General features: G+C 63.6%; 21 protein-coding genes. 3 read left to right on the top strand and 18 right to left on the bottom strand.

The features are described from left to right. From VKT51_12390 to VKT51_12340, 11 genes are all read right to left on the bottom strand, one after another. Window positions 1-423: carboxypeptidase-like regulatory domain-containing protein (locus tag VKT51_12390; protein HLJ84963.1), on the bottom strand; the 423-nt coding region annotated here is incomplete at its 3' end. 227 nt (window positions 424-650) lie between these two features. Further along, complete coding sequence (sucD, locus tag VKT51_12385) at window positions 651-1,520, bottom strand: succinate--CoA ligase subunit alpha (GenBank protein ID HLJ84962.1); 870 nt, start codon at window positions 1,518-1,520, stop codon at window positions 651-653. Between the two features lie 96 nt (window positions 1,521-1,616). Then, window positions 1,617-2,783 (bottom strand): ADP-forming succinate--CoA ligase subunit beta, encoded by a 1,167-nt coding sequence (sucC, locus tag VKT51_12380; GenBank protein HLJ84961.1) that lies wholly within the window; start codon window positions 2,781-2,783, stop codon window positions 1,617-1,619. Between the two features lie 83 nt (window positions 2,784-2,866). Beyond that, a complete protein-coding gene (locus VKT51_12375; protein ID HLJ84960.1) occupies window positions 2,867-4,009 on the bottom strand; it encodes an acyl-CoA dehydrogenase family protein in 1,143 nt (380 codons plus the stop codon). Then, window positions 4,006-4,848, bottom strand: coding sequence for a 3-hydroxybutyryl-CoA dehydrogenase (locus VKT51_12370; GenBank protein HLJ84959.1), 843 nt, complete (start codon window positions 4,846-4,848; stop codon window positions 4,006-4,008). Before VKT51_12370 ends, VKT51_12375 begins: the two co-directional genes overlap by 4 nt. A 4-nt stretch (window positions 4,849-4,852) precedes the next feature. Next, window positions 4,853-6,175, bottom strand: coding sequence for an acetyl-CoA C-acyltransferase (locus tag VKT51_12365; GenBank protein HLJ84958.1), 1,323 nt, complete (start codon window positions 6,173-6,175; stop codon window positions 4,853-4,855). A gap of 295 nt (window positions 6,176-6,470) precedes the next feature. Further along, window positions 6,471-7,094: a methyltransferase gene (locus VKT51_12360; protein HLJ84957.1), complete on the bottom strand. Its 624-nt coding sequence runs from the start codon at window positions 7,092-7,094 to the stop codon at window positions 6,471-6,473. A 112-nt stretch (window positions 7,095-7,206) separates the two neighbouring features. Then, complete coding sequence (locus VKT51_12355; GenBank protein ID HLJ84956.1) at window positions 7,207-8,154, bottom strand: GDP-mannose 4,6-dehydratase; 948 nt, start codon at window positions 8,152-8,154, stop codon at window positions 7,207-7,209. A 6-nt stretch (window positions 8,155-8,160) separates the two neighbouring features. Further along, window positions 8,161-10,164, bottom strand: a complete 2,004-nt coding sequence (locus tag VKT51_12350; GenBank protein ID HLJ84955.1) for a GDP-mannose 4,6-dehydratase — start codon at window positions 10,162-10,164, stop codon at window positions 8,161-8,163. 67 nt (window positions 10,165-10,231) lie between these two features. Continuing rightward, window positions 10,232-11,161 (bottom strand): DMT family transporter, encoded by a 930-nt coding sequence (locus tag VKT51_12345; protein ID HLJ84954.1) that lies wholly within the window; start codon window positions 11,159-11,161, stop codon window positions 10,232-10,234. Continuing rightward, window positions 11,158-11,682 (bottom strand): acyl-CoA thioesterase, encoded by a 525-nt coding sequence (locus VKT51_12340; GenBank protein ID HLJ84953.1) that lies wholly within the window; start codon window positions 11,680-11,682, stop codon window positions 11,158-11,160. The genes VKT51_12345 and VKT51_12340 overlap by 4 nt, the downstream gene beginning before the upstream one ends. Window positions 11,683-11,838: 156 nt before the next feature. On the opposite strand from VKT51_12340, the gene VKT51_12335 reads away from it, so the two are divergent. From VKT51_12335 to VKT51_12325, 3 genes are read left to right on the top strand one after another with little or no spacing between them, the layout of a single operon-like run. Further along, the gene (locus tag VKT51_12335; GenBank protein ID HLJ84952.1) at window positions 11,839-12,531 is read left to right on the top strand and encodes a sigma-70 family RNA polymerase sigma factor; all 693 of its coding nucleotides are present in this window, start codon (window positions 11,839-11,841) and stop codon (window positions 12,529-12,531) included. Between the two features lie 55 nt (window positions 12,532-12,586). Next, entirely contained in the window at window positions 12,587-13,042 is a 456-nt protein-coding gene (locus VKT51_12330) for a hypothetical protein (protein HLJ84951.1), read from the top strand. Further along, window positions 13,039-14,076: a polymer-forming cytoskeletal protein gene (locus tag VKT51_12325; GenBank protein HLJ84950.1), complete on the top strand. Its 1,038-nt coding sequence runs from the start codon at window positions 13,039-13,041 to the stop codon at window positions 14,074-14,076. Before VKT51_12330 ends, VKT51_12325 begins: the two co-directional genes overlap by 4 nt. 94 nt (window positions 14,077-14,170) lie before the next feature. Here the strand turns inward: VKT51_12325 and VKT51_12320 are convergent, their stop codons facing one another. From VKT51_12320 to VKT51_12290, 7 genes are all read right to left on the bottom strand, one after another. After that, a complete protein-coding gene (locus VKT51_12320) occupies window positions 14,171-16,246 on the bottom strand; it encodes a M3 family metallopeptidase (GenBank protein HLJ84949.1) in 2,076 nt (691 codons plus the stop codon). 52 nt (window positions 16,247-16,298) lie between these two features. Then, the gene (locus VKT51_12315) at window positions 16,299-17,033 is read right to left on the bottom strand and encodes a CoA-transferase (GenBank protein ID HLJ84948.1); all 735 of its coding nucleotides are present in this window, start codon (window positions 17,031-17,033) and stop codon (window positions 16,299-16,301) included. 28 nt (window positions 17,034-17,061) lie between these two features. Further along, a complete protein-coding gene (locus tag VKT51_12310) occupies window positions 17,062-18,027 on the bottom strand; it encodes a CoA-transferase (GenBank protein HLJ84947.1) in 966 nt (321 codons plus the stop codon). After that, window positions 18,024-19,328, bottom strand: coding sequence for an acetyl ornithine aminotransferase family protein (locus VKT51_12305; GenBank protein ID HLJ84946.1), 1,305 nt, complete (start codon window positions 19,326-19,328; stop codon window positions 18,024-18,026). Before VKT51_12305 ends, VKT51_12310 begins: the two co-directional genes overlap by 4 nt. 102 nt (window positions 19,329-19,430) lie before the next feature. Next, the gene (locus VKT51_12300; protein HLJ84945.1) at window positions 19,431-21,017 is read right to left on the bottom strand and encodes an aldehyde dehydrogenase family protein; all 1,587 of its coding nucleotides are present in this window, start codon (window positions 21,015-21,017) and stop codon (window positions 19,431-19,433) included. Continuing rightward, entirely contained in the window at window positions 21,014-22,405 is a 1,392-nt protein-coding gene (locus VKT51_12295) for an aspartate aminotransferase family protein (GenBank protein HLJ84944.1), read from the bottom strand. Before VKT51_12295 ends, VKT51_12300 begins: the two co-directional genes overlap by 4 nt. 7 nt (window positions 22,406-22,412) lie before the next feature. Next, window positions 22,413-23,723 (bottom strand): oligosaccharide flippase family protein, encoded by a 1,311-nt coding sequence (locus VKT51_12290; GenBank protein HLJ84943.1) that lies wholly within the window; start codon window positions 23,721-23,723, stop codon window positions 22,413-22,415. Window positions 23,724-23,779: the final 56 nt, after the last annotated feature.

The following is a 23,779-nucleotide window of genomic DNA, read 5'->3' as shown; positions in this document are numbered from 1 at the left end:
CGCGTTGACCGAATAGACGTCGGACGTCGTTCCGGCTTTCACGAGTGCGCTTGCCGCGGTCGTGGTGACGTGACCGAGGACCTTCGTCGAAGCTTGGGTCACGAGCTTTACAGCCTGCGTGTTATCGGCGAACACCGAGACACCAGGTTGTGAGATCGTGTCGTAGCCGTCTTTGCTCGCCGTGACTTCATACGTGTCAGGCTGGAGCGAGACGAACGTGAAATGACCGCCGCTGTCGGTGGTCGTGGAAACCGACTCGGACGGAGATGATGCTGTGACCTTCGCGCCAGCGAGCGGAGTGCCGTCCTTTAACGTCACACTTCCGTTCAGCGCGCCGGTCGTGCCTGCCAGTGCCCATGTTCCCTGGAAGAGCAGCACCAACGCCGCCAAGAGGGCTATTCGAACCCAACCGTTTTTCAACATTGAGGTTCCCTCTTGAGAGAGTTTGAGTGAGCACGCACTTCGTGCGCAAATCGCCGTTTTGTGCGTACCAAAATGGAGCAAGCGGCCCAGTGCCACTCACTTTCCACGAGGCGCGCTTCCATGTTAAGCAAATCCTAACCTTGCTCTAAGGAAGCTCTTTGCGGGACAGGTGTCGCTGAAGGGGTCTCGATGAAGGGGCCGACGCCAGTCGGCCCGCGGGATTAAATCTACGCGATCGCCTTCTTCACCAACGCCGGAATATCGGACGGGCTATCGGCGACTGGCACTTTCACACGGGCGAACGCTGCGAGCTTCGATTCCGGCGTGCCAGAGTTGCCGCTGATGATCGCGCCGGCATGACCCATGCGCTTGCCCTTCGGCGCGGATCGCCCGCCGATGAATGCGACCGCATGCTTCGTGAAGCCGCCCCGCTCGATGAGGTCCGCCGCGTCCTCTTCGTCGGACCCGCCGATCTCGCCGACGATCACCACCGCGTCGGTACCCGGATCTCTCTCGAAGGCCTCGAGGCAATCGACGAAGACCGTGCCGATGATGGGGTCGCCGCCGATGCCGACGCAGGTGCTCTGGCCGATGCCGTTGCGCGTGAGGTGGTCGACGATCTCGTAGGTCGCCGTGCCGCTGCGGCTGATGAGTCCGACTCGGCCCGGCTTGAAGACGTGACCGGGCATGATGCCGGCAAGCGCCGCTCCCGGCGTGATGACACCAGGACAGTTCGGGCCGATCACGCGCGTGTTCGGCCCGATGACCGCAAGTGCTTTGATCATGTCGTGGACGGGAATGCCTTCGGTGATGCAGATGACGAGCCGAAGGCCCGCGTCCGCGGCTTCGAGCACCGCGTCCGCAGCGAATGGCGGCGGCACGAATATGACCGACACGTCGGCGCCCGTTTTTTCACGCGCCTCGGCGACGCCGTCGAAGACCGCAAAGCCCTCGACCGTCTGACCGCCCTTGCCCGGCGTGACGCCGCCGACGAGATCCGTGCCGTAGGCTCGCATACGATTGGCGTGATACAGACCTTCTCGGCCGGTGATGCCCTGCACGATCACTTTTGACGTCTTGTCGAGATAGATTGACATTCGCTCTCCCGTTCCGATCCTGAAGGGGCCGACGTCAGTCGGCCCACGTTCTGTTTGCTTGGGCCGACTGACGTCGGCCCCTTCGGGCATCGATTGTTACGCCGACTTCGCTAACGCCACTGCTTTGCGCGCGCCTTCGTTCATGGTCTCCACCGAGGTGATGCCGCTTGCGGCGAGCAGCGCGCGGCCTTCCTTTTCATTCGTGCCGGTCAGTCGGATGACGAGCTTGTCCTTGCTCCAACCGCCGCTTGCGAGCGCTTCGATCAGACCTTTTGCCACTTCGTCGCCGCGCGTGATGCCGCCGAAGATGTTGATGAACAACGACTTCACCTTTGGATTCGAAGTGACGATGTTCACCGCTTCGCGCATGAGCGCGGCTTGTGCGCCGCCGCCGATATCGAGGAAGTTCGCCGGGTTTCCGCCTGCCTGCTTCACGGCGTCCAGTGTTCCCATCACCAGGCCGGCGCCGTTGCCGATGATCCCGACGTCTCCATCGAGCTGCACGTAATTATTCTCACCGAGTCCGGCTTTGATGGCGCGTTCTTTGAGCGGATCCGTCTCCGCTTCGGTCTTCCATGAATTGAGCTCCGGGCGCCGGATCAGTCCGTTGTCGTCGAGCTCCACTTTTGCGTCGGAAGCGATCAGCTTCCCATCTTTTGTGATGGCGAGCGGATTGATCTCGACGAGCATCGCACCGGAGCTGAAAAAGACATCGTAAAGTTTTCCGAGCAGCGATGCGAACTGATTCCAGATCTCTTTCGGCAATTTGGCTTCGCGTGCGACGCGGCGACCGACAAACGACGAATACCCCATCGCCGGGTCGATCCGGTAGCGCGCGATCGCGTCGGGGTGTTTTTCCGCAACTTCCTCGACGTCCATCCCGCCCATCGCCGACGCCATGATGATCGGCCGCTTGCTGGCCCTGTCGACCGCGATAGAGAGATAGAGCTCTTTTGCGATGTCCACGCGCTGCTCGATCCAGATGCGATGCGCGACTTCGCCTTCCGGATTCTGTGCATTCGCGATCCGCATGCCGAGGATCGCCGTCGCCGGCTCGACGACATCGTCGGCGTTCGAGCAGAACTTGATGCCGCCGGCTTTGCCGCGCCCGCCGATGAGGACTTGCGCCTTCACGACCGATGGCGCCGGATTGGCGCGCATGATCGCGACCGCTTCTTCAACCGTCGAGGCGACGTGGCCAGGCGGCGTCGGAATGCCGGCTTGGGCGAACAGCGTCTTGCCTTGGTACTCTAAGAGTCGCAAATGACAGCTCCCTTTAGGATAATGTGGGGCCGACCTTTACGGTCGGCCGGCGGACCATAAAGGTCCGCCCTACAGTATTTGAATCATAATCTGCCCAGCAGTTCGCGCGCGATGAGGATACGCTGGACCTCGGACGTGCCTTCGTAAATCTCCGTGATCTTTGCATCGCGGTAGTAGCGCTCGGCTGGAAACTCCGTTGTATAGCCGTAGCCGCCGAGCACCTGCACGCACTCCGCGGCGTGCTTTCGCGCCGCCGTGGACGCGAAAAGCTTCGCTTTGGACGATGCATCGAGAACTTGCATGCCTTGGTCTTTCATCCACGCCGCGCGATACAACAGCAAGCGCGCGGCGTCGAGATCAACCGCCATGTCGGCGATCTTGAACGCGACGGCTTGAAAATGGCCGATCGGTGCGCCGAATTGTCGACGATCCCGCGCATAGGCCTGCGCCGTGTCCAAGCACGCCGCCAGAATTCCGACGGACTGGGCAGCGATTCCGAGCCTGCCGATGCCGAGGCTCGCGAGCGCGATCTTGTAGCCCTCGCCCTCGTTGCCTAAGAGGCGATCGGCCGAGACGCGCGCGCCCTCGAGCACGACATCCGTCGTATCTGACGAGTGAATGCCGAGCTTTTCTGTCTTTCTCCCGAGCATGAGTCCCGGCGTTTCGCGATCGACCAGAAATGCGGAAATGCCTTTCGGTCCGGGTCCGCCGGTGCGCGCAAAAACGACGAACACCTTTGCAAAGCCCGCGTTCGTGACCCACTGCTTGCGTCCGTCCAACGTATAGTGGTCGCCGTCGCGCACCGCGCGCGTGCGCAACGCACTGGCATCCGATCCCGACTCGGCTTCAGTCAGCGCAAAACCGCCGAGCCATTCTCCCGCGCACATCTTGGGAAGGTATGTCTCGCGCAATGCTTCGCGCGCGAACTGCTCGATGATGCGCGTTATCAGGCCGGCATGGACCGACACGGTGACGCCCACGCCCGCGTCGGCGCGGCTTATCTCTTCGATCGATATCGCGACGCTGATCGCGTCGAGTTGCGCGCCGCCGTATCTCTCCGACACCGACATGCCCATGATGCCGATCTCGCCAAGCGCCGCGAACACATCAACGGGAAACGTGTGATCGCGATCCCACGCGGCCGCATTCGGGGCGATTTCGCGCGCCGCAAACGTCGCGACGGCCTCGCGGACGGCCCGCTGATCGTCGGTGAGGTTGAAGTTCATGGGTAGGTGTAAAAGCCGCGGCCGCTCTTGCGCCCGAGTTGCCCCGCGGCCACCATCTGCTTCAAGAGCGGGCACGGCCGGTACTTCGAATCGGCGAAGCCGTCGAAGAGCACTTGCATGATCGAGAGGCACGTGTCGAGCCCGATGAAGTCAGCAAGTTCGAGCGGACCCATCGGATGATTCATGCCGAGCTTCATCACGGTGTCGATCGCTTCGGCCGACGCGACTCCTTCGAAGTGCGCGTAGATCGCCTCGTTGATCATCGGCATGAGGACGCGGTTGGAGATGAAGCCGGGAAAATCGCGGACCTCGACCGGCGTCTTCCCAAGGAAGAGCGCGAGATCGCGCACGGCCGCAAAGGTCGCATCGCTCGTCGCAAGGCCGCGGATGATCTCCACGAGCTTCATCACGGGGACCGGATTCATGAAGTGCATGCCGATCACGCGATCGGGGCGAGAAGTCGCGGCGCCGAGGACGGTGATCGAGATGGAAGAGGTGTTCGACGCGAGGATCGCGTCGGGAGGCGTCGCCTTGTCGAGTGCGACGAAAAGCTTCTTCTTCAGCGTTTCGTCTTCGGTCGCCGCCTCGATCGCGATGCGCACCTCCGCGGGCAGCGTGATGTCGATGTGCGGCGTGATGCGGGCAAGCGTCGCGTCGGCAGCGGCTTGCTCGATCTTGCCTCGCCCGATGGCGCGCTCGAGATTCTTCTCGATGACGCCGACGCCGCGGCGAATCGCGGCCTCGGAGACGTCGTGAAGCAGAACGTCGTGACCGACAGAGGCGAAGACATGCGCTATGCCGGCGCCCATTTGACCGGCGCCGACGATGAGAACGCGCACGTGCCTAGCGGACTTCCACCAACATCGCGTCGCCTTGGCCGCCGCCGCTGCAGATCGCAGCGACGCCCAAGCCGCCGCCGCGCGCGCGCAGTGCGTGCACGAGATGGCCGACGATGCGTGCGCCGCTGGCGCCGAGCGGATGGCCAAGCGCGATCGCGCCGCCGTCGACGTTGACTTTGTCCAGGTCCAAGCCGAGGCGGTCCGCCGAAGTCAAGGTCACGGCCGCGAAGGCTTCGTTGATCTCCCAGAGCGCGATGTCCGACGCCTTGAGCCCGTGGCGTTCGAGCAGCTTTTGGGCGGCAAGAGCGGGAACAAGCGGCAAGTACGGTGGATCCCACGCGGCAGTTTCGTGGCCGCGGATCGTCGCAAGCGGCGTCAAGCCGTTGGCTTTCGCGAACTCTGCGCCGGCGAGCACGAGAGCGGCTCCGGCGTCGTTCACGCCTGGGGCGTTGCCGGCCGTGATATTTCCGTTCTTCACGATCGGCTTGAGTTTTGCGAGCGTCGCGAGATCGGTATCTTTGCGCGGCGATTCATCGCGGTCCACGAGATTGAAGGGCGCGCTTGGATCCGCGAGGTACGGAGAGAACTTCGCGGGGTCGGCCACGAATCGCTCGGGCGTCTGATCGGCGAACATCGCGCCGACACCCACGGCGACGCGCGGCGCGGGCACGCGCTCCGCGATGAGCTTGCCGCGCTGCTTCGTGGCGACTTTGAGCGGAATCAATTCTTCTGCGAAGCGGCCTTGTTCGTGCGCGGCGATAGCAAGGCGGTGGCTGCGCAGCGCGAACTCATCCTGCTGTGCGCGCGTGATGCCGAAGTGCGTGGCTACTCCATCAGTCGCGTCCGCCATCATGCAATGGAAGTACGCCTCCCACAACCCGTCGTGCACCATCGCGTCGAGCAATTGTGCGTTTCCCATCTTGTAGCCGAAGCGCGCCTGCGGCACGAGATACGGAGCGCCGGACATGCTCTCCATCCCGCCCGCGACGACTGCTCGCGCGGCGCCCGTTTGGATCAAGCGATGGCCGTTTGCGATCGCGAGCATGCCGGAAGCGCACACTTTGTTGACGGTGTCGGCCACGATCGTCTTCGGCAGGCCGGCGAAAAAAATCGTCTGACGCGCTGGGGCCTGGCCCGTGCCGGCTTGGATGACCTCGCCCATGATCGCGTGATCGAGGGCCTCGGTTGCGATGCCGCTTTTTTCCACCGCGACCCGCACCGCTTCGCCGCCAAGGGTCGTCGCCGCGAGGGATGAGAGTGCGCCGCCGAGTTTGCCGATCGGTGTTCGAACGGCGGAAAGAACGACCGTATCATTCATAGTGCTCATGACATCCGGCGTATTTTCCCGATTCGCCGGATGCGCCTCCGAAAAAAGAGGCCGCCTTGCGGCGGCCGTGCGTTCCAGAATCCCCGTTCGACTAAGTCCTTAGCCTTGAGTCTCCGCAGAATCGACCAGTGGCACGTCGGACGGGGATGATTGCATTTCGCACCGGACCCTCGCCTTTGCTTTCGCAAATCGGCCCTGTTTTTCGACCAAAGCCTGTGATTTGGTCCCACGATGCGGAATATTTTGGCGCCCGGTCTTGTCTTGATCGGCAAGGCATTCCGACCGGGACAACCGCTCAGAAAAACACCCCATAATCGCGCCACGGCCCCAATTTCAGGGCGACCACCACGATCATCACGACGAAAAACGCCAATGTGATGATCTCGGCGCGCGCGATAACTTCTGCTCGCCATTTGCCGTAGCGATCTTCGGGGGCAAGCCGGCTGCCGACCGGCATGATGCTCGGCACCGCCTTGACGTAGCGCCGATACCTCTCACCGAACACGCCGGCGAGATAGGATTCTTCCAGCGGAATGATGATCGCGTACACGCCGCAGACGAGCAGCGCGACGACCGCCGTCATGATGGCGCCTTCGAGCGGTGAGACGCCGCCGGCGAACGCGATCAAAAATCCGAGCGCGATTATCGCGTTTGCCAAGTAGAGCGGGTTGCGCACTGCACCGTAGGGACCGCCCGTGATGAGCGTCGGCGCAGTGACGATCGCGGCGCGCGTGGTCACGCCTGAGTAGCCGACGGCCCAGATCCGAATCGCCTCCCCGATCGCCGCGACGATGACGCCGATCAGCGCGCTCTGCATCGTCGGTCTGCCCAAGACGAGCAGCACGAGCGCAACGGGCACAAGTAACGCGCCGCGATTCTTGAAGACGAGCGTTCGGAACCCGCCTGAGTTCACGTGCATGGCCCGCTAGATTTATTTCGAACGACGACGCGACCTTTATCCTATCTGAAGGGGCCGACGCCAGTCGGCCCTGCCGAACGTGGCCTGGGCCGACTGGCGTCGGCCCCTTCTTTCAAAAAAACGACGCGTACAAATCGCGTAGCGTGCGATCCAATGGAATGGTCGGCTTCCAGCCGGTGTCGCGGCGCAGTGCCGAGGCGTCGCCAACCAGCAGCGGCGTATCCGATGGGCGCATGCGAGCCGGATCTTCTTCGATCGACACTTTCACGCCGGCGATTTCCAAGAGCGCGTCGACGATCTCGCGCATGCTGACCGAATCACCGCTGCAGACGTTATATACTTTGCACGGCGCGCCGCGTGCGCCGAGCGCGCGATATGCGGCCGCGACATCGCGCACGTCGAGAAAATCGCGCCGGGCCGTCAGATTGCCGACGCGCAGAACGGGCTTCTGGTCGCCGCGTGCGATCGCGGCGACCTGTCGCGCAAAAGCCGGTGCCGCGAAGAGATCGCTCTGTCCGGGCCCGGTATGATTGAACGATCGCGTCGCAAGCGCGCGCGCCCATCCGCACCGCGCATATTGCAGCGTCGCGACTTCGGCTGCGGCTTTACTGGCCGCATATGGATTGAGCGGCCGGAGCGGTGCGCTTTCGCGCAGCGGCATCAAAGCAGGATCCGCGTTGCCGTAGGCATCCGCTGATCCCACGACGATGACGGCCGCATCGGGTGCTTCCCGCCTGCACGCTTCGAGCAGACGGATGGTGCCCATGAGGTTGACTTCAAGGGTGTCGGCCGGATCGGCGATCGAGGCGGGGACCGAAGACTGCGCTGCGAGATGATAGACCACATCGGGCCTTGCATCGCGAACGGCGGCTGTTAAGGAATTGGCATCCGAAAGATCGAGCTGCCGCCATTCCACGCGCTGAGCAGCGGGTTCGCCGAGCGTGTGAAGCGCCATGCGACGCGATCGCGCGCCGCCGAACACGGCATCGCCCGCGTCCAACAGCTCGCGGACGAGCCACTGCCCGACGAAGCCATCGGCTCCGGTGACTAGCGAGCGCATGTATTTCTAACTGCGCAGCCTTGCGAGATCCGCATCCACCATCATCTTGATGAGTTCGGCGAACGTCGTCTTGGGAGACCAGCCGAATGCGGCCTTCGCTTTGGACGCATCGCCGACGAGCACGTCGACTTCGGCGGGCCTGATGAACTTCGGATCGAGCACGACATGTTTGCGCCAGTCGAGTCCGACGACGCCGAATGCGGCCTCTACGAGCTCCTGGACGCTGCGCGTCTCGCCCGTTGAGATGACGTAGTCGTCGGGCTCGTCTTGCTGCAGCATGCGCCACATCGCGTCCACGTAATCGCCGGCGAATCCCCAGTCGCGGCGCGCGTCAAGATTGCCGAGCCGCAGCTCTTCAGCCAATCCGAGCTTGATGCGCGCGGCAGCATCGGTCACCTTTCGAGTGACGAATTCCAACCCGCGTCGCGGAGAGTTGTGGATGACGCATTCTCCTACGCCGGCGTGAAAACGCTCACTGGTGGTGGACAAATCATAGAGCCAACCGTCGTATGCGGGCAGCGGTGTAACTCGTTTGACTTCTGCGAGCTCTCGCCGCAGATGGCGGCCTTTGCCAGTCAAGAGCGGCGTGCGCAGATTTATCGCGTAGAACGCACCAGGCCGCTCGCTCGGTCCGTGGTCGACGTTGAGCACGAGATCCACGTCGAACGCCGTGCGCGCCATCCACCACAACCCCATAGCGAGCACCGGCGAATTGGTCTTGAAGTTCTTGAACGGGTGGCGCGCATTGCCGCGCTTGAGGCCATCGGTCGCGTTGTATCCGTCTAAGAACCACGTCCACGTGTGCGCATCCGCGTTGAGAACGATTTGGGGAACGCGTTTCATGCCGTCTTCGGTATAGCAGATGTCGTGCATCCAGGCAGCGAACGCGGCCGCGCCGTTCAGGGCCAGTGCACCGACGGTCGCATCCGGCCGGAAACCGGACGATGTCCGACCCTCGGTCGACCAGCCGCACGAGACGCGCTGCCATGTGTCGGCGAATCGCTTTCGCAACTCTCCGTCGTTGTTCGTGAACTTCGCGCGGACGTGACCATCGCGTTCGTAAGCCGAACCGTCGCCGACGAACGCGCCGAGGAGCCACGCCAAATCGTGGCTGATCGCGGTCGTCTCCGGCGGAGCGGGCAGCATCGCGCGCCGCATCGAGTCACCCGGTAAGACCTCGCCCGCTGGGCGCTCGCAGCCGTCCATGAACACGACGTGGTCGCGTGTCGCCGTGACCGTGCCGCAGCGTGCCTCGATGCGAGTGACGCCTTTGTCAGAGCGCGAAGGCGCATGGTGGTACGCGGTGCCGCCGAGGACGTCGACAAACCGCTCGCCGTCCCAGACTTCGAGGGCCTCAGTCGCGAAGCGCTGCAGAGCCGGCCCCTTCGGCCGCACACGTAAGACTTCACCGATCGGCACGACATCGATGAGGCCGCGCTGGCGGACGATGACCGGCGTGTTCGCCGGCACGCTTTCATGATTGAAAAGTATGCCCGAACAGGCATATAAGCCGTACGACTCGCGGTAGTTCACCGTTATCCAATGGCCATAGACCTTGGCGACGCCGTAGGGGCTGCGCGGATAGAAGGGCGTGCTTTCGTTCTGCGGTGTCTGCACGACTTTGCCGAACATCTCGCTGCTCGAGGCTTGATAGAAGCGCGCATCGGGTTTCAGACCGCGCAGCGCCTCGAGCAATCGCGTGACGCCGACCGCTGTGAACTCGGCGGTGAGCACGGGCTGCGCCCACGATGTGGGCACGAACGATTGCGCCGCAAGATTGTAGACCTCGTCCGGCTGCGCTTCGCGGATCGCGGTCGCGAGCGAGTGCTCGTCGAGCAGATCGCCCGAGAGCAATGTGATCTTGTCGACGATGTGCGCGATCCGGTCGAACGAATTGGTGCTGGAACGGCGGGTGATGCCGTAGACATCGTAACCCTTCGCCAGCAGAAATTCCGCCAGATACGATCCGTCTTGACCGGTGATGCCCGTGATCAGCGCACGCTTAGCCAATGCTGCTCCTTCAACGCCGCACCGCGACTGCCGCTCATTCCCCGCAAGTGGCCGGTGGCACCTCGCATCAGATCGCGCCGGCTTCGATGCCGGGATTTTTCAATTCGTTCGCATACGCGACAATACCGAGCCCCGCAAGCGCGACAAGCCCTCCGATGGCCGTCGTCAACGGAATCGTCTGATGCAGGAAGAGATACGCGAGCAGTGCGGCGATGGGCGGCTGCGCGAGGATCGCCACGCCGACGACGGTGGCAGGCATGAGCCCCAGTGAATGCGAGATGAGCGTGTGTCCGCCGACCGTCACGACGAGCGCGAGCAGCAGCGCGAACCCGAGGTCGTGGAGACTGACCGCAGGCGATGTGCCGGACGCGAACATCGCGATCCACATGCAAGCCGCACAGGCGGCATAGACGATGGTTGCGTAGCGCGGCGCATCCACGCGCATGCGCACGCGTCTGCCGAGCAGGAGGTACCACGTCTCGACGAGCGCTGCCGCGAGCGCGAGGCCATCGCCGAGCAGTGCGGTCCCCGACACGCGCATATCCATGCCGGCGACGATCGCCGTGCCGCAGACGGCGACGCCGATCCCGACGATCGCGAGCGGTCGCGGCCGTTCTCCGAAGAAGAGCGCGCTGAAGAGCGCGATCCAGATCGGATCGGTACTGACCATGAGCATCGCGCTCGAGACGGTCGTGAAGCGGATGCCCACGGCCCAGAGCGTGAGATCGGCGGCGAAGAGCGCGCCTGCGACCGTCGAGAGCGCGATGTCGCGCCCGGCGAAACGCGTCGCGCTGTCGCGCGACTTGCTCCACCGTCCGATGAAGACGAGCGGCAATATGAGCACCGCGGCGAAGAGACTTCGATACGCGACCATCGCGATCGGCGGCGCGGCGCTAAGCGAATAGAATATTCCTGCGCACGCGAGGCCGGTGACCCCTGCCAACAGCAACGCGTAGCGTGCGGCGATCGGACCGCCGCGCTGCGTCTGCGCGATCAACTATTGTGCGCGGCGTCGTGCAGCGCACGTTCCTGCTCGCGCGTTTCTTTGCGTTGGCGATAGCGCAGTTCGGCTTGCTGATAACGGAGCTTCTCGGCCTCCGATTGCGGAACGACGCGCGGAATCCGCACCGGCTTGCCGCTTTCGTCGAGCGCGACGAAAATGAGATATGCGGAGGCGACGTGATGTCGTTCGCCCGACGCGAGATTTTCCGTCTCGATGTGGACGCCGACTTCCATCGACGTGTGGTGCGTGTAGTTGACGGCGGAACGAAGTTCGATCATGTCGCCGATGCGAACGGGATAGAGAAAGTCGAGCCGGTCAATACTTGCCGTGACGCACAAACGCCCCGCATGCCTGATGGCCGCGGCGGCGGCCGCTTGGTCGACAAGCTTCATAATGTGACCGCCGTGAACGTTGCCCATCGGATTTGCGTCGGCGGGCTCGGCGAGCGTGGCCAAAACTGACGCCGAAGCGGAAACGGGCCGTTCGGATTCTCGTGATCGACTATGCTCTGTCATGGGCCCACCAGTTCGCCTCGATGCGCGCTTTGGCTTCATCGCATTGATGAAGGGGCCGACGCTAGTCGGCCCGTGCTGCCATGACGTGGGCCGACTAGCGTTGGCCCCTTCAGACAAATCCGGGACGAAGGCGGGCTGGGACCCTTTACCGCAGTAGTGTGGAACTTTTCTTCAGTTTTATGGTATCTAAACTCGACGGGAGGTTCGGTCATCAACGCGACGGGCCTGAGTGACGAGACGCTAGCGGCCCTCGTCCTTACGGGAGACACCCAAGCCTTCGCGCCGCTGGTGGAGCGGCACCAGCGAGGAGTCGTCAACTTCATCCATGCGAGCGTCCGGTCGGCCGAGGACGCAAACGATCTGTCTCAGGAGACGTTCATGCGGGCCTACGCTCACCTCCGAACCTTCAACCCCGATCTTGGCAAATTCTCCACGTGGCTTTATCAGATCGCACGCAACGTCGCCCGCACGCACCTCGGCAAAGAAGGCCGGCGGCCGCCGACCGAAGACCTCTACGAAGACGAGACCATCGAACAACGCATTCCCGACACGCGCCGCGACGCTGCGCCCGACGCCTCGCTTATCGCGGGCGAAGACGAGGCGCTCGTCCGATCCGCGCTCACGCACATACCGGAGAAGATGCGCGCGGCGCTGGCGCTTCGCTATTTCAATCATCTCGAATACCAGGAGATCGCCGACACGATGCAAGTGACGCTCGGCAATGTGAAGACACTGATACACCGCGGCAAGGCGGCGCTCGCGCGCGAGCTTGCACAAGATCATCCGACCGGTTTGATCGGCGCAGGCGCTCAACAGGAGATACGCGGACGTGAATTGCTCAGCTTGTAGTTCGAGGCTAGCGGCCTACCGCGACGGCGATCTGTCGCGCGCCGACGCGCGTCTCGTGAGCGAACATCTCGCGGGGTGCCCGGGGTGCACTGCCCTCGACGCACGGCTGCGTCGCGTGGATGAGGCGCTCACGAGAGTCGTGCTGATCGAACCTGCGCCCGGCTTCACCGCCACGATCATGGCGAAGATCGCCGCGCTGCCGTCGCCCGCGCGGCGCCGCGTCGTGTGGCCGTGGTTTGCCGCGTACGTCTTCGCGACGTGGGCGATCGTGGCGATGCTCAGCGCGCTGCATATCGTGAACTTCAGCGCGATCATCGGCCGCGTCGGCGGATTCGCCGGCCAAGCCGGAGTCGCACTTGAGACCCTTTCCCGTCTTGGTGGTCATTTCCACGTCGCCGACGTGGCCGCTATCGCGGTGGCCATCGAGGTCGTACTACTCGCCGTCGCAGCGACGGCAGGACGCAAGTACCTGCCGCGCCTCGGTTCGGCACTGCTTGGAGCCCGATCGTGATCAACGAAGTTTTTCTACAACGAGTGTGGCGCTCGCCCGCGTCGGTGCTGGCGGCGGCGGTCGCAGCCATCTGCTTCGCGACCTGTTCGCAACCGGCGGCTGCCGCGTACGGACACAGCCAAGGCGACCGGGTCGTCTTCGGATCGAGCGTGGTCATACCGGCAGGCGATGAGGTCAAAGGCGACCTCGTCGTCATGGCCGGCAGCGCCGAAGTCCACGGCACGGTCGACGGCGACGCGGTCGTCATGGCCGGCAGTCTCTACATCGCGCCGGAAGGCGTGGTCAAGGGCGAGACGGTCGCGCTCGGCGGGAGCGTGGACAACGAGTCTTCCTATAAGAAGTCGAGTGGGTCCAGCCCCTTCACCTCGCCGTTGCCGATCATCACGCCGATCGTCGTTCCGCCGATGCACGTCGTGCCGGACGATAATTCTGCAAGCGACTATAACGGCTACAGCGCCAAACGCGACTGGATCGAAGTGCTGATCACCTTTGGCGTGTTGACGCTCCTCGCATTCGCGCTCTTCCCTGGCCGCACGCGGCTCACGCTCGATCATTTGCTCCATCGGCCGGCGCTCGCCGGCGTGCTCGGGTTGACGTGGCCGTTCACGCTCAGCATCATCACCGTCGGTCTCGCGATAACGGTGCTCGGTATCGTGCTCATCCCCGTGGCCATTGTCGCGGTTGCGCTCGGCTATCTCGTCGGCCGCGCGGCGCTCTCGATGTATCTTGGACGACAGTTCTTCGAGTTCAGTAAAGTGGCGGAGCCGAGTCCGCTCGCGTCGATCGGGCTTGGGCTTCTGATCATCACCGTGCTCGAAGGTATTGCGCCGCTCTGGCTCGGCATCGTGCTCGAAGCGATCGTGAGCGCGCTTGCGATCGGATCCGCCATGTTGCCGCTGCTCAACAAACAGGGTTGGCCGCACACGACCTTCTCGGCTCCGCCGCCGGGCAGCCCGCAGATGAGTCCGCCGGCGGGCCCGATGTACGCGCCGCCCACGGCGCCGCCGCCGAGCGGCCCTCCCGCGATCCCGTAGTCGGCACAAACAAATGTGGGGCGGACCTTTATGGTCCGCCTATTTTTTTTCGTAACGTCCACATTGGGGGCGGACCACAAGGGTCCGCCCTACATCATCGCGGGGGCGCGATACCCAGATATCGGTAGAACGCGTCATAGCTGACCGGCCGGCCCAGGAAATGCTCGAGCAGCACGTCCGGTTCGTAGACCGCGCCGGGCTGCAAGATGTCCTTGCGATAGCGCATGCCGGCGACCGGGCTTTCCAGACCGTAGCGCTGGAACACGGTGAACATATCTTGCGCAAAGACGCGTGACCAGAGATAACCGTAGTAGCCCGCGTCGTATCCGCTCATCAGATGCGTGAACGACGCCTCCGGATACGTGCCGGGGATCATGTGGCCGACGGTCATCTGCTTGACGAGCTTTGCCCAAAGCGCGTTAGCATCGACGGTCGGGCCCGAGCTGTGCAGCGTCATATCGTAGGCCGCATAGAAAGCCTGGCCGGTGTAGTCGGCTCCGTCGCCGACATGCTGGAGCGCGACCATCTTTGTGATGAGCGCATCGGGCAGCGGCTTGCCGGTCGTGACGTTGCTCGAGACGATCTTCAAGATCGACGGCTGCCACATCCAGTTCTCGAGCATCTGCGACGGCGCTTCTACAAAATCACCTCGGACGTTTGTGCCATACAAGGTCTCGTACGGAGCGGTGGAAAGCGTCGAGTGCATCGCATGACCGAACTCGTGGAAGAACGTGACGACGTCGTCGTGGCTTAAGAGCGCAGGCTGACCGGGCGCAGGTGCGGGCCAATTGCCGACGATAGCGGTCACCGGCTTTTGGTACGAGCCGTCCGGCAGCACGCGGCCGGGCCGGATTCCGAAGTTCGCGAAATGGCCGTATTTGCCGTCGCGCGGAAAGAGATCGAGATAGAACCACCCGATCGCTTTGCCGCTTGCGGCGTCGTTTATAGCATACTCGCGTACGCCGGGCGCCCAAGCATCGGGCGCAGCGATCGGCGTGAAGCGGACGCCGAGCAGCTTCTGATAGATCGAGAAAACGCCGGCGATGACGTGGTCAACCGGGAAATACTGGCGGACGACCTGATCGTCTACCGCATAGCGCGTCTTGACGAGCTTGGTCTCGTAGTATGCTCCATCCCAGCCCGCGAACGGAGTCGGATCGCCCGATGCTTTCTTCAGCGCGACGAGCGTCGCTCGCTCGGCCCGCGCCTTCGGTAGAAGCGTCGTGTCGATCTGGTTGAGAAATGCCATCACGCGCGTGGGCGACTTGGCCATTTTCGCTGCGAGCTGGTAGTCGGACCATTGCGCAAAGCCGAGCGCTCGGGCGAGCTGATAGCGAAGCGCGACGGCGCGCTCGAGACGCTGCACGTTGGTGGTGCCGCCGCGACGCTCGTACGCCAAATAGTAGGCTTTGCGCGCATTGCCGTCGCTCTCGTTGTCCATGAATTGCGAGAACGTGCTCTCGTTGACCGGCACGCGGTAGCCGGTTGAAGTCTTCGAGAGTGTCGCGACGAATGCCGGCGGCAGCGACGACGCATCTGCCTGCGATATCTCAACCGCGCTCTTGTCTTCGTCGATCGCGCGCTGAAAAGCGATCGTCTCGCCCGTGAGCGTGTCGAAGAGCTTTGTGACGCGATCGCGCTCCGCCGGCGGCAGTGCGACGCCTGCGCGGATGCCGGTGAGGACGTAGCTCTCAACGAGCTTTTTGGCAGCGTCGGTCTTGGCATCGCCGAGCGCCTGCACGCGTGCGGCAATCGCGTAGATCTTTGGATCCGCACTCAGCGCGTTGTAATAATCCGAAAGTTTCTGCTGGCAGTCACTGGCGGCATCGCGCACGTCTTTCGTCGGCGCGACAGCGGAAAGGAACGACTGCGCGGCGGTCTGATCGTTGAGCTCGGCTTCTGCCGTCTCGATCTGGAGCAGCGAATCGTCGAACGTCCATTCCGGAGAAGACAGCGACTCGATCTTCGCGATCGTCGCTTTCGCGCTCGCGATCCCGTCATCACAGGTCTGCGCGACTTGCGCGGCGGTCTGATGCCACTGCAGGCCAGTATTCGCCGGCAAGTACATCTCGTACATCGCGGCGGCGGACGCTGCGCGCGCGCAGGCGAGCGCGATGACGCACGAGAGCGCCGCGGCGCAAAGAGCGGTAGGAATGCGCGGAGTTGTCATCTGTCAACCTCATTTGCGTGGGCCGACAAGAAGCCGGCCCTTTCAGGATTATTCAGAGATAGAGCCTGTCCGGGTCGAGCACGTCGCGTAGCAGATGAAGTTCGTGGTCGGTCGGCGGCGGAATCTGTTCGAGCGTTGCACGCACGCGCAACGGCCAGCCGACCTTGGCTTTGACAGCTTCGACTTCGACGTTGGGATAGATCCCGACCAGTTCGAGCTCGCCGTCTTTCGGCGATGGTTCGAGAATGCCGACGTCGGTGACGATCCGCACCGGGCCGCCGCCGGGCTGGTGCAGTTCCTTCCGTGTTCCGTGCTTCCCCGCGTGACCGGGGGACGTGATGAAGTCGACCTCCGCCGGAAACGATCGCGCCGAGAGCGGCGCCGCCACGATGACGCGCTCCGCGTGGACCGCGATCTCACACGCGCCGCCGCTTCCGGGCAGCCGCACTTTCGGCGCGTCGTAGCGTCCGATCACGGTGGAATTGATGTTGCCGTAGCGATCCACTTGCGCGCCGCCGAGGAAACCGACTTGGATGCGCCCACCCTGCAAGTAGAGCATGAAGATGTCGGCCATTGATGCGACGGAAAGCGATCCGGTCACGAGCGCGGGGTCGCCGATGGAAACAGGCAGACGATCGGGCACCGCTCCGACCGCCCCCGACTCATAGATGAGCACGAGATTCGGCGCGTGCGTCGCCCGAGCCAAATTGCACGCGAGGTTCGGCAAACCGATGCCGACGAACACGACGTCGCCGTCGCGCAGCTCCTTGGCGGCGCGCACCGCCATCAACTCGGAATTCTTGTAGGCCGCGATTTCAGAAGCCGTAGTTGACCCCTTCGCAGACCTGATCTTCAGCGTTGAGGCGCTCGCGCAGCGTCGGGCCGAGCTTCAACAGATATTCGTTCCGATCGGCAACGCCGTAGACGAACTCGTCGAGCCATGCCGCGAGGCTCGCCTCATCTTTTGAGATGTTCTCCCATGCGACGTAGAACTCGTTGTCGCGATCGTAGTAGCCTTGCGCGTACGACGGGTGCGCGCCCCATGGCTCGTGCACGACCGCGTCGACGATCAATCCGGGGATGAGCGTGCGGTTGGGATCCGCGCGGATGATCGCTTCGCTGACGATCTCCTCCACGACGAGGATGACGCGATCGGCCGCGAAGGCCGCCTCTTTCTGCACGCCGTACAGGCCCCAGATCTGCGCGTCGCCGCCTACGTCGGCGCGCTGCGCATGGATGATCGCGACGTCGGGATTGATAGCCGGCACCGTCGCGAGCTCTTCGGACGTGTATGGACAGGTGACGGTTCTGATCAGCGGGTTGACGTCGGGGAGATCGCTGCCGCGGTAGTTGCGCATCGGCCAGAACGGTAGTTTCGCCGCGCCGGCGGCAAAGCGCGCCATCAGGCCGTAGTGCGAATACTCTTCGATCTCGAGCTTGTGCGGGATGCCCTTCTCGACCGCGCGGCGCAGCGCGAAGAGCGATCCGACGCCCGGGTTGCCGGCCCACGAGAAGATCAATTTCTTGGCGCAGCCGGCCGCGATCATCTGATCGTAGATGAGATCGGGCGTCAGCCGGCAGAGCGTGAGGTCGCGCCGGCGCTGGCGGATGATCTCGTGCGCCGCCGCGAAGCAGATGAGGTGGGTGAAGCCCTCGATGACGACGGTGTCACCGTCGTGGACGAAACGCGAGACGGCGTCGCGCATGGACATCAGTTTCGCAGACGAGGCCGGTGCGCGCGCACCGGCGGATCCGCTCGAGCCGATGCCCGCAGCGGTCACGCCGGAACCCGCAACTCCGTCAGCACCTCGTCGAAAATGCGGAGCGCGATGCGCACGTCTTCCGCGTCGATCACGAGCGGCGGCGCGATGCGGATCGTGCTCCGGCCGCAGCCGAGCAGCAAGAGGCCCTTCTTGAACGCCGCCAGCTCGATCTCGTGGACGAGATGCACGATCGGTTCTTTCGTGCTTCGATCGCGGACGAATTCGACGCCGATCATCAAACCGACGCCGCGCACGTCGCCGATGAGGTCGTGCTTTTTCTTCAGTTCGTTGAAGCCCGCGAGCAGCAGCGATCCCATCGCAGCCGCGTTCGCCATGAGGCCGCCTTCGACGAGGTCGAGCGTGGCAAGCGCAGCAGCGCAGCCGACCGGATTGCCGCCGAACGTGCTGCCGTGGCTTCCGTGACCCCACGACATGACGGATTCCTTCGCGATGATGGCGCCGATCGGCAAGCCGGAGCCCAAGCCTTTTGCGAGCAGCGTGACGTCAGGCGTGACGCCGAGCGCCTGCGACGCGAACATCGAGCCTGTGCGGCCGACGCCGGATTGCACTTCGTCGAAGATCAGCACGGCGCCGTGCTCGTCGCAGAAATCGCGCCAATAGTCCAAGAACGCTCGCGACGGGATCACGTAGCCGCCCTCGCCGAGGATCGGCTCCATGACCACCGCCGCGATCTCGTCTTCGCCGACGCGCTCGCGGAAGAGATTCTCCGCAGCTTCGCGCCAATCGGTGGGGTGATACGGGTTGTCGTACGGCAGATGGTGGACTCCCGGAAGCAGCGGACCGAAATGCCGGCGGTACTTCACCTTGGACGAGCCGAGCGAGATCGCTCCCATGCTGCGGCCGTGGAACGAGCCGTGGAACGAGATGATGTACTGTCGCTTCGTGTGGCTGCGCGCGAGTTTGATCGCGCCTTCGACAGCTTCCGTGCCGGAGTTGGTGAGGAACACGCGCTTCGGTTCCGGGCCCGGCGCGAGCTTCGCGAGCCGTTCGCAGAGCTGCGCGAAGACCGGATAATAGAAATCCGTCGCGCACATGTGCGAGAACTTGTTGAGTTGGTCGGTCGCTGCCGCGACCACCGCCGGATGGGCGTAGCCCGTGGAAGAAACGGCGATGCCGGCCATCATATCGAGGTAGCGGTTGCCGTCTACGTCTTCGACCATGGCGCCCTGGCCGCGCGCCGCGACGAGGGGGTACTCTTTGATGTAGGAAGTCGATGCGTACCGCTCATCTTGCGCGATGATCTTGAGCGCGTTCGGCCCCGGCGGCACGACCCCGATGAAAGGATAATTCTTCGCCATAATAATCGTTCGTTCGGGAAGGCCTTTCATCCGTCCTTTTTAGGATAAACGTTGAGAGAACCGGTTATACATTCGCCGAAAATAGGCGTTACGTCATATATGTTAGGTCATCCGCGTCCGGGATTGTTCGCGCAGGAACTGCGAGACGTAATACGGGCCGCATCCGCCCTTGCCAGTGATGCCGGAGCCCTTCCAGCCGGTGAACGATTGCACTCCCGGCCAGGCGCCGGTGGTCGCGCCCGTGCGACGGTTGACGTAGAGCACGCCCGCTTCCATCTCGTCGAAGAAACGCGCGATCTCCGTCTCGTCGGCGGAGAAAAGGCCGCCGGTCAGGCCAAGATCGACTTTGTTCGATTCGTCCAACGCCTGATCGAACGATCGGACCACGCCGACTGCAAGGAACGGCAGAAACAGTTCGCGTGAGAACAGCTCGTGATCCAGCGGCAGCTTGGCGACGGTGGGTTCTACGTAAAGACCGGCGGCGAGTTTTCCGCTTTGCATGCGCGCGCCGCCCGTGAGGATCTCGCCGCCGGACTTGGCCGACTTGACGCTCTCCTCGAAGGTGCGCACGGCGGACTCGCTGATCACCGGGCCCATGTAGATATCCTTGTCCGTCGGATCGCCGATCGCGAGTTTCTGCGTCTTTTCTTTGAGCAGTGCGAGAAATTTCTCCGCGACGCTCTCATGGACGTAGACGCGCGAGCATGCGCTGCATTTCTGTCCTTGAAGCCCGAACGCAGAGCGCATGACGCCTTCGGCTGCCATATCCAGATCGGCGCTCGCCGCGACGATCGCCGCGTTCTTCCCGCCGAGTTCTCCGAGAACCGGTTTTGCGAACGGCCCACCCGCACCGAACTCGCGCATGAGGCGCATGCCCACTTCTTGCGAACCGGTGAACGCGATACCGTCGATTCCGCGATGCCGCACCAACTGTTCGCCGACGGACGATCCGGAGCCGTAGAGCAGATTGAAGACACCCGCCGGCATGCCCGCGCCCTCGTAAGCGCGCGCGAGCATCTCCCCGGTCAACAGCGCGAGGCCGGCGGGCTTGAAGACGACCGTGTTTCCGGCCACGAGCGCCGCGCTCGACATGCCTGTGGCAAGCGCCATCGGAAAATTGAACGGCGAGATGACGGCAAAAACGCCGAACGGCCGAAGCACATCTTGCGTCTGCTCGTTCGGCGCGAGCTTTCCGAGCGGACGTACGAATCCATCCGCGTGTTCCACTTGATCGGCGTAGTAATCGATGAGATCGGCCGACTCTTCCGCGTCGCCCAGCGACTCCATGCGGTTCTTGCCGATCTCGACCGTCATGACCGCGGCGATCTCGAAGCGCATCTCGCGGATCTTCTCGGCGGCGCGGCGCATGATGGCGACGCGCTCTTTCCACGGCATGCCGGCCCATGCGGCTTTCGCGTTCTTGGCGGCCTCGACCGCGTCGTCGACTTGGGCCGGCGTCGCGCCCGTGAACGAACCGATCTTCCAACCGCGATCGATCGGCGAAAGCGAGTGCAGCGTCTCGCCGCCGCCCTTCACCCACGCGCCGTCGATGTACAGGTGATGCTCGGCACCAAGTTTGCCGCGCAGGGCGGAGATGGCAGCGTCGAACGACTTGTGGATCTCACCCATGTCGGCGCTGATGGCGGAATAGGTGATCTTCGGTGCCTTGGTCGCGGTGGTTGCGGTCATGATGTCCTCGTGGCGGCAGCAAGTGGTGGATGCGTCGCGTGTAAAGCGCTTGCCGTCGCCGCGAGGGCTGCGCGCAAGCTTTCGGTGAGCTCATCCAATTCGGCGAACGAGATATTGAAGGGCGGCGCGATCATGATGAGGTCGCCGTTCGTTCCGTCGGCTTGACCCACGTTGGGCCAGACGCAGAGTCCGGCTTTCAGGCACTCCTTGACGAGCGTTTCGACGGCCTTGGCGCCGCGCGGGAACGGAGTCTTCGTCGAATGATCCGCCACGATCTCCACGCCGGCGAGCGCGCCGATGCCGCGGACGTCGCCGACGATATGCGCGCCGTCGCCGACCGTCAAAAGCGTGCGCAGGCGGCGCTGAAGTTCCGGCTCCAGGCTCGCGGCCCGCGCGACAAGGTCGTGCTTGCGCACGTACTTCGCAACGGCAAGCGCTGCGGCCGCGGCGAGCGGATTGTGTGAATACGTCTGCGCGTGCTGAAATCCGCCGCTGCCGTTCTTGATCGTCTCGAAGATCGTGCGTTTGACGAGCAGCGCCGAAAGCGGCGCATAGCCGGCATTCAATCCTTTGCCCATCGTGATGATGTCGGGCACGACCGGCCCGCCGCTGCGCGATGTATAATGCTCGAGTCCGAAATATTTCCCCGTCCGGCCGGCGCCGCACAGCACTTCATCGGCGATGAAGAGAATGCCGTGCTCGTCGCACAGCTCGCGGATGCGCGCATAGTAGCCGTCGGGAGGCACCGACGCTCCGGTCGACGATCCGCCGATCGGCTCGGCGATGAAAGCGGCGATGTTGCCCGCGCCGACGCGCGCTATCGCCTCGGCGAGCGCTTCGCCGGTCATGGCAGGCGCGTCCACGCCGAGCTCTCCGGCACGGTACGGATATGGCGCATCGATCATGACGACGTCGAGCAGCCAGGGCGCGTACATCTTCCGATAACTTGCGCGCGCGGATGCCGAGAGCGCAAGCAGCGTGTTGCCGTGATAGCCTGGCGAACGCGCGATGATGATGCGCCGCTGCGTTTCGCCGCGTTCGACGTGATACTGGCGGCTGAGTTTGAGCGCCGCTTCCACGGCTTCGGAACCGCTGCTCAGGAAATACGAGAGATCGACACCGGGCGGCGCGTGCTCGGCGAGCATGTCGGCCAGTTCTTCCACCGGACGATTGGTGAATGCCGTTCCGTTGACGTATGCGATCGTGCGCGCTTGCTCGGCGATGGCATCGGCGATTTCATCGACGCCGTGGCCGATGCAGGCGACCATCGCGCCGCCGGAGCCGTCGAGATAGCGTTTGCCGTCGGCATCGTAGAGATAGACGCCCTTGCCGCGCACGATCGTCGGAAGCTCGACGTTGAGTTTGCGATAGAAGACATGTCCGCGCATGGGATGATCAAACTTCGGCGATGGGGGGCATGACGGCCTGCGGCAGCTCCGACGCAGCGCGGTTGTCGCGCAGCGCTTGCCACACGCAAAAGGCCACTGCAGGCAAGAGCAAGCCGTTGACTATGATAGCGGTCGTGAGCAACCGTACCGCGGTCGTGCCGAAAAGCGCCATCAACACGGCCTCCAACGCGACGGCCACGATGAGGAAGCGGCCGATGCGATAATCGCGCACGGCGATGAGATACGCAAATCCCAGACCGCACGCGCCGAGCAGGCCTTGATCGATGCCGTACAGCCGAAGCAGCGGGATCGCTCCCGCGTAGGTCGCTCCATATGAGACGGCGATCACGAGCTTCGGCACGGTGACGAGTACCGCGACGACGACGCCGGTGACCAGCAGGCCGGCGCCAAAGCATACCGCGAGAAGCCGCATGAGCGACGACCGGCTCGCGTGCTGCGCGGCGGCCGCTTTCGGCAAAAGGATGAGTCCGATGAGACCGACGCCGTACGGGATGATGCGCGCGATCGTGCCCGCGGCTCCGTAGTAGCCCGCATCGACGCCAGTCAGATGATGCTTGGCGAAGATCGTATCGACGAACATCAACGCCGCCGTGCACACGCTCACGCCGAGCACCCGCGACGATTCGCCGCCCAATCGCAGATGGTCGTGTTCGGCGACGTCGTACGTCGCCGGTTTGGCGATGCGTTGAAACGGCGGCAAGAGAATCGCCGCCCCGAAGGCGATGCCGCCGGCGAATCCGCCGAGGGCGCCCAGCGCTTGCCAGCCGATCGCGACGAGCACAAGCGCAAGGATCAATTTCACGATCGATTCGCCGAGCAGCGAGGCGGCGAAATAACCAAAGCGATGCGCGCCTTGTGCCGCTCCGCGAAGAAACGACGCGACGACGTTGAGCATGCAGAACGCGGCGAACGCGATCCAGAGATCCCATCGAGTGATGTGGAGGTACGGACCAAGCGGCAGGCTCGCGACCAGTATGCCGAGACCTACGACCGCGCCGACGCCGAGCGCCGCAGGGGCCGCATGGCGGACGAACGCAGCGATGTGATCGTCGCGATGCAGCACCCACAGCTTTGCGGTCTCTTGAACGGCGACGTTGTTGAGCGCCTGTCCGATCACGCCGATGATGCCGAAGATCGCCAGCATCGCGACGAGCGTGCCATACTGGTCGGGCCCGATCCGGCGCGAGATGATGAAATGGAACAGATAGCCGATGAGGTTCGCGAGGAGCGCGCTGCCCACTACGAGGCCGGCCTCACCCGCGAGCTTCCGAAGGTCGAATTCTCCGCGCGCGGTCACCGGACGGGGCTTGTGCGATCCCATCGTTCGGGCAATTGTCCGGCCCCGCCCGAGCG

The sequence above is a fragment of the Candidatus Eremiobacteraceae bacterium genome (assembly GCA_035295225.1).
Taxonomy (GTDB): Bacteria; Vulcanimicrobiota; Vulcanimicrobiia; order Eremiobacterales; family Eremiobacteraceae; genus JABCYQ01.
The sequence above is the reverse complement of the archived record's forward strand: the minus strand, read 5'-3'. Positions and strand labels throughout refer to the sequence as shown.

What these genes read in the sequence shown, in the direction of transcription:
- VKT51_12375 (HLJ84960.1), bottom strand. Translation starts at nt 4,009, where the DNA reads ATGAACTTCAACCTCACCGACGATCAGCGGGCCGTCCGCGAGGCCGTC.
- VKT51_12295 (HLJ84944.1), bottom strand. Translation starts at nt 22,405, where the DNA reads ATGCGCGGACATGTCTTCTATCGCAAACTCAACGTCGAGCTTCCGACG.
- VKT51_12340 (HLJ84953.1), bottom strand. Translation starts at nt 11,682, where the DNA reads ATGACAGAGCATAGTCGATCACGAGAATCCGAACGGCCCGTTTCCGCT.
- VKT51_12365 (HLJ84958.1), bottom strand. Translation starts at nt 6,175, where the DNA reads ATGAGCACTATGAATGATACGGTCGTTCTTTCCGCCGTTCGAACACCG.
- sucD (HLJ84962.1), bottom strand. Translation starts at nt 1,520, where the DNA reads ATGTCAATCTATCTCGACAAGACGTCAAAAGTGATCGTGCAGGGCATC.
- VKT51_12360 (HLJ84957.1), bottom strand. Translation starts at nt 7,094, where the DNA reads ATGCACGTGAACTCAGGCGGGTTCCGAACGCTCGTCTTCAAGAATCGC.
- VKT51_12320 (HLJ84949.1), bottom strand. Translation starts at nt 16,246, where the DNA reads ATGACAACTCCGCGCATTCCTACCGCTCTTTGCGCCGCGGCGCTCTCG.
- VKT51_12300 (HLJ84945.1), bottom strand. Translation starts at nt 21,017, where the DNA reads ATGACCGCAACCACCGCGACCAAGGCACCGAAGATCACCTATTCCGCC.
- VKT51_12315 (HLJ84948.1), bottom strand. Translation starts at nt 17,033, where the DNA reads ATGGCGGTGCGCGCCGCCAAGGAGCTGCGCGACGGCGACGTCGTGTTC.
- VKT51_12355 (HLJ84956.1), bottom strand. Translation starts at nt 8,154, where the DNA reads ATGCGCTCGCTAGTCACCGGAGCCGATGGCTTCGTCGGGCAGTGGCTC.
- VKT51_12305 (HLJ84946.1), bottom strand. Translation starts at nt 19,328, where the DNA reads ATGGCGAAGAATTATCCTTTCATCGGGGTCGTGCCGCCGGGGCCGAAC.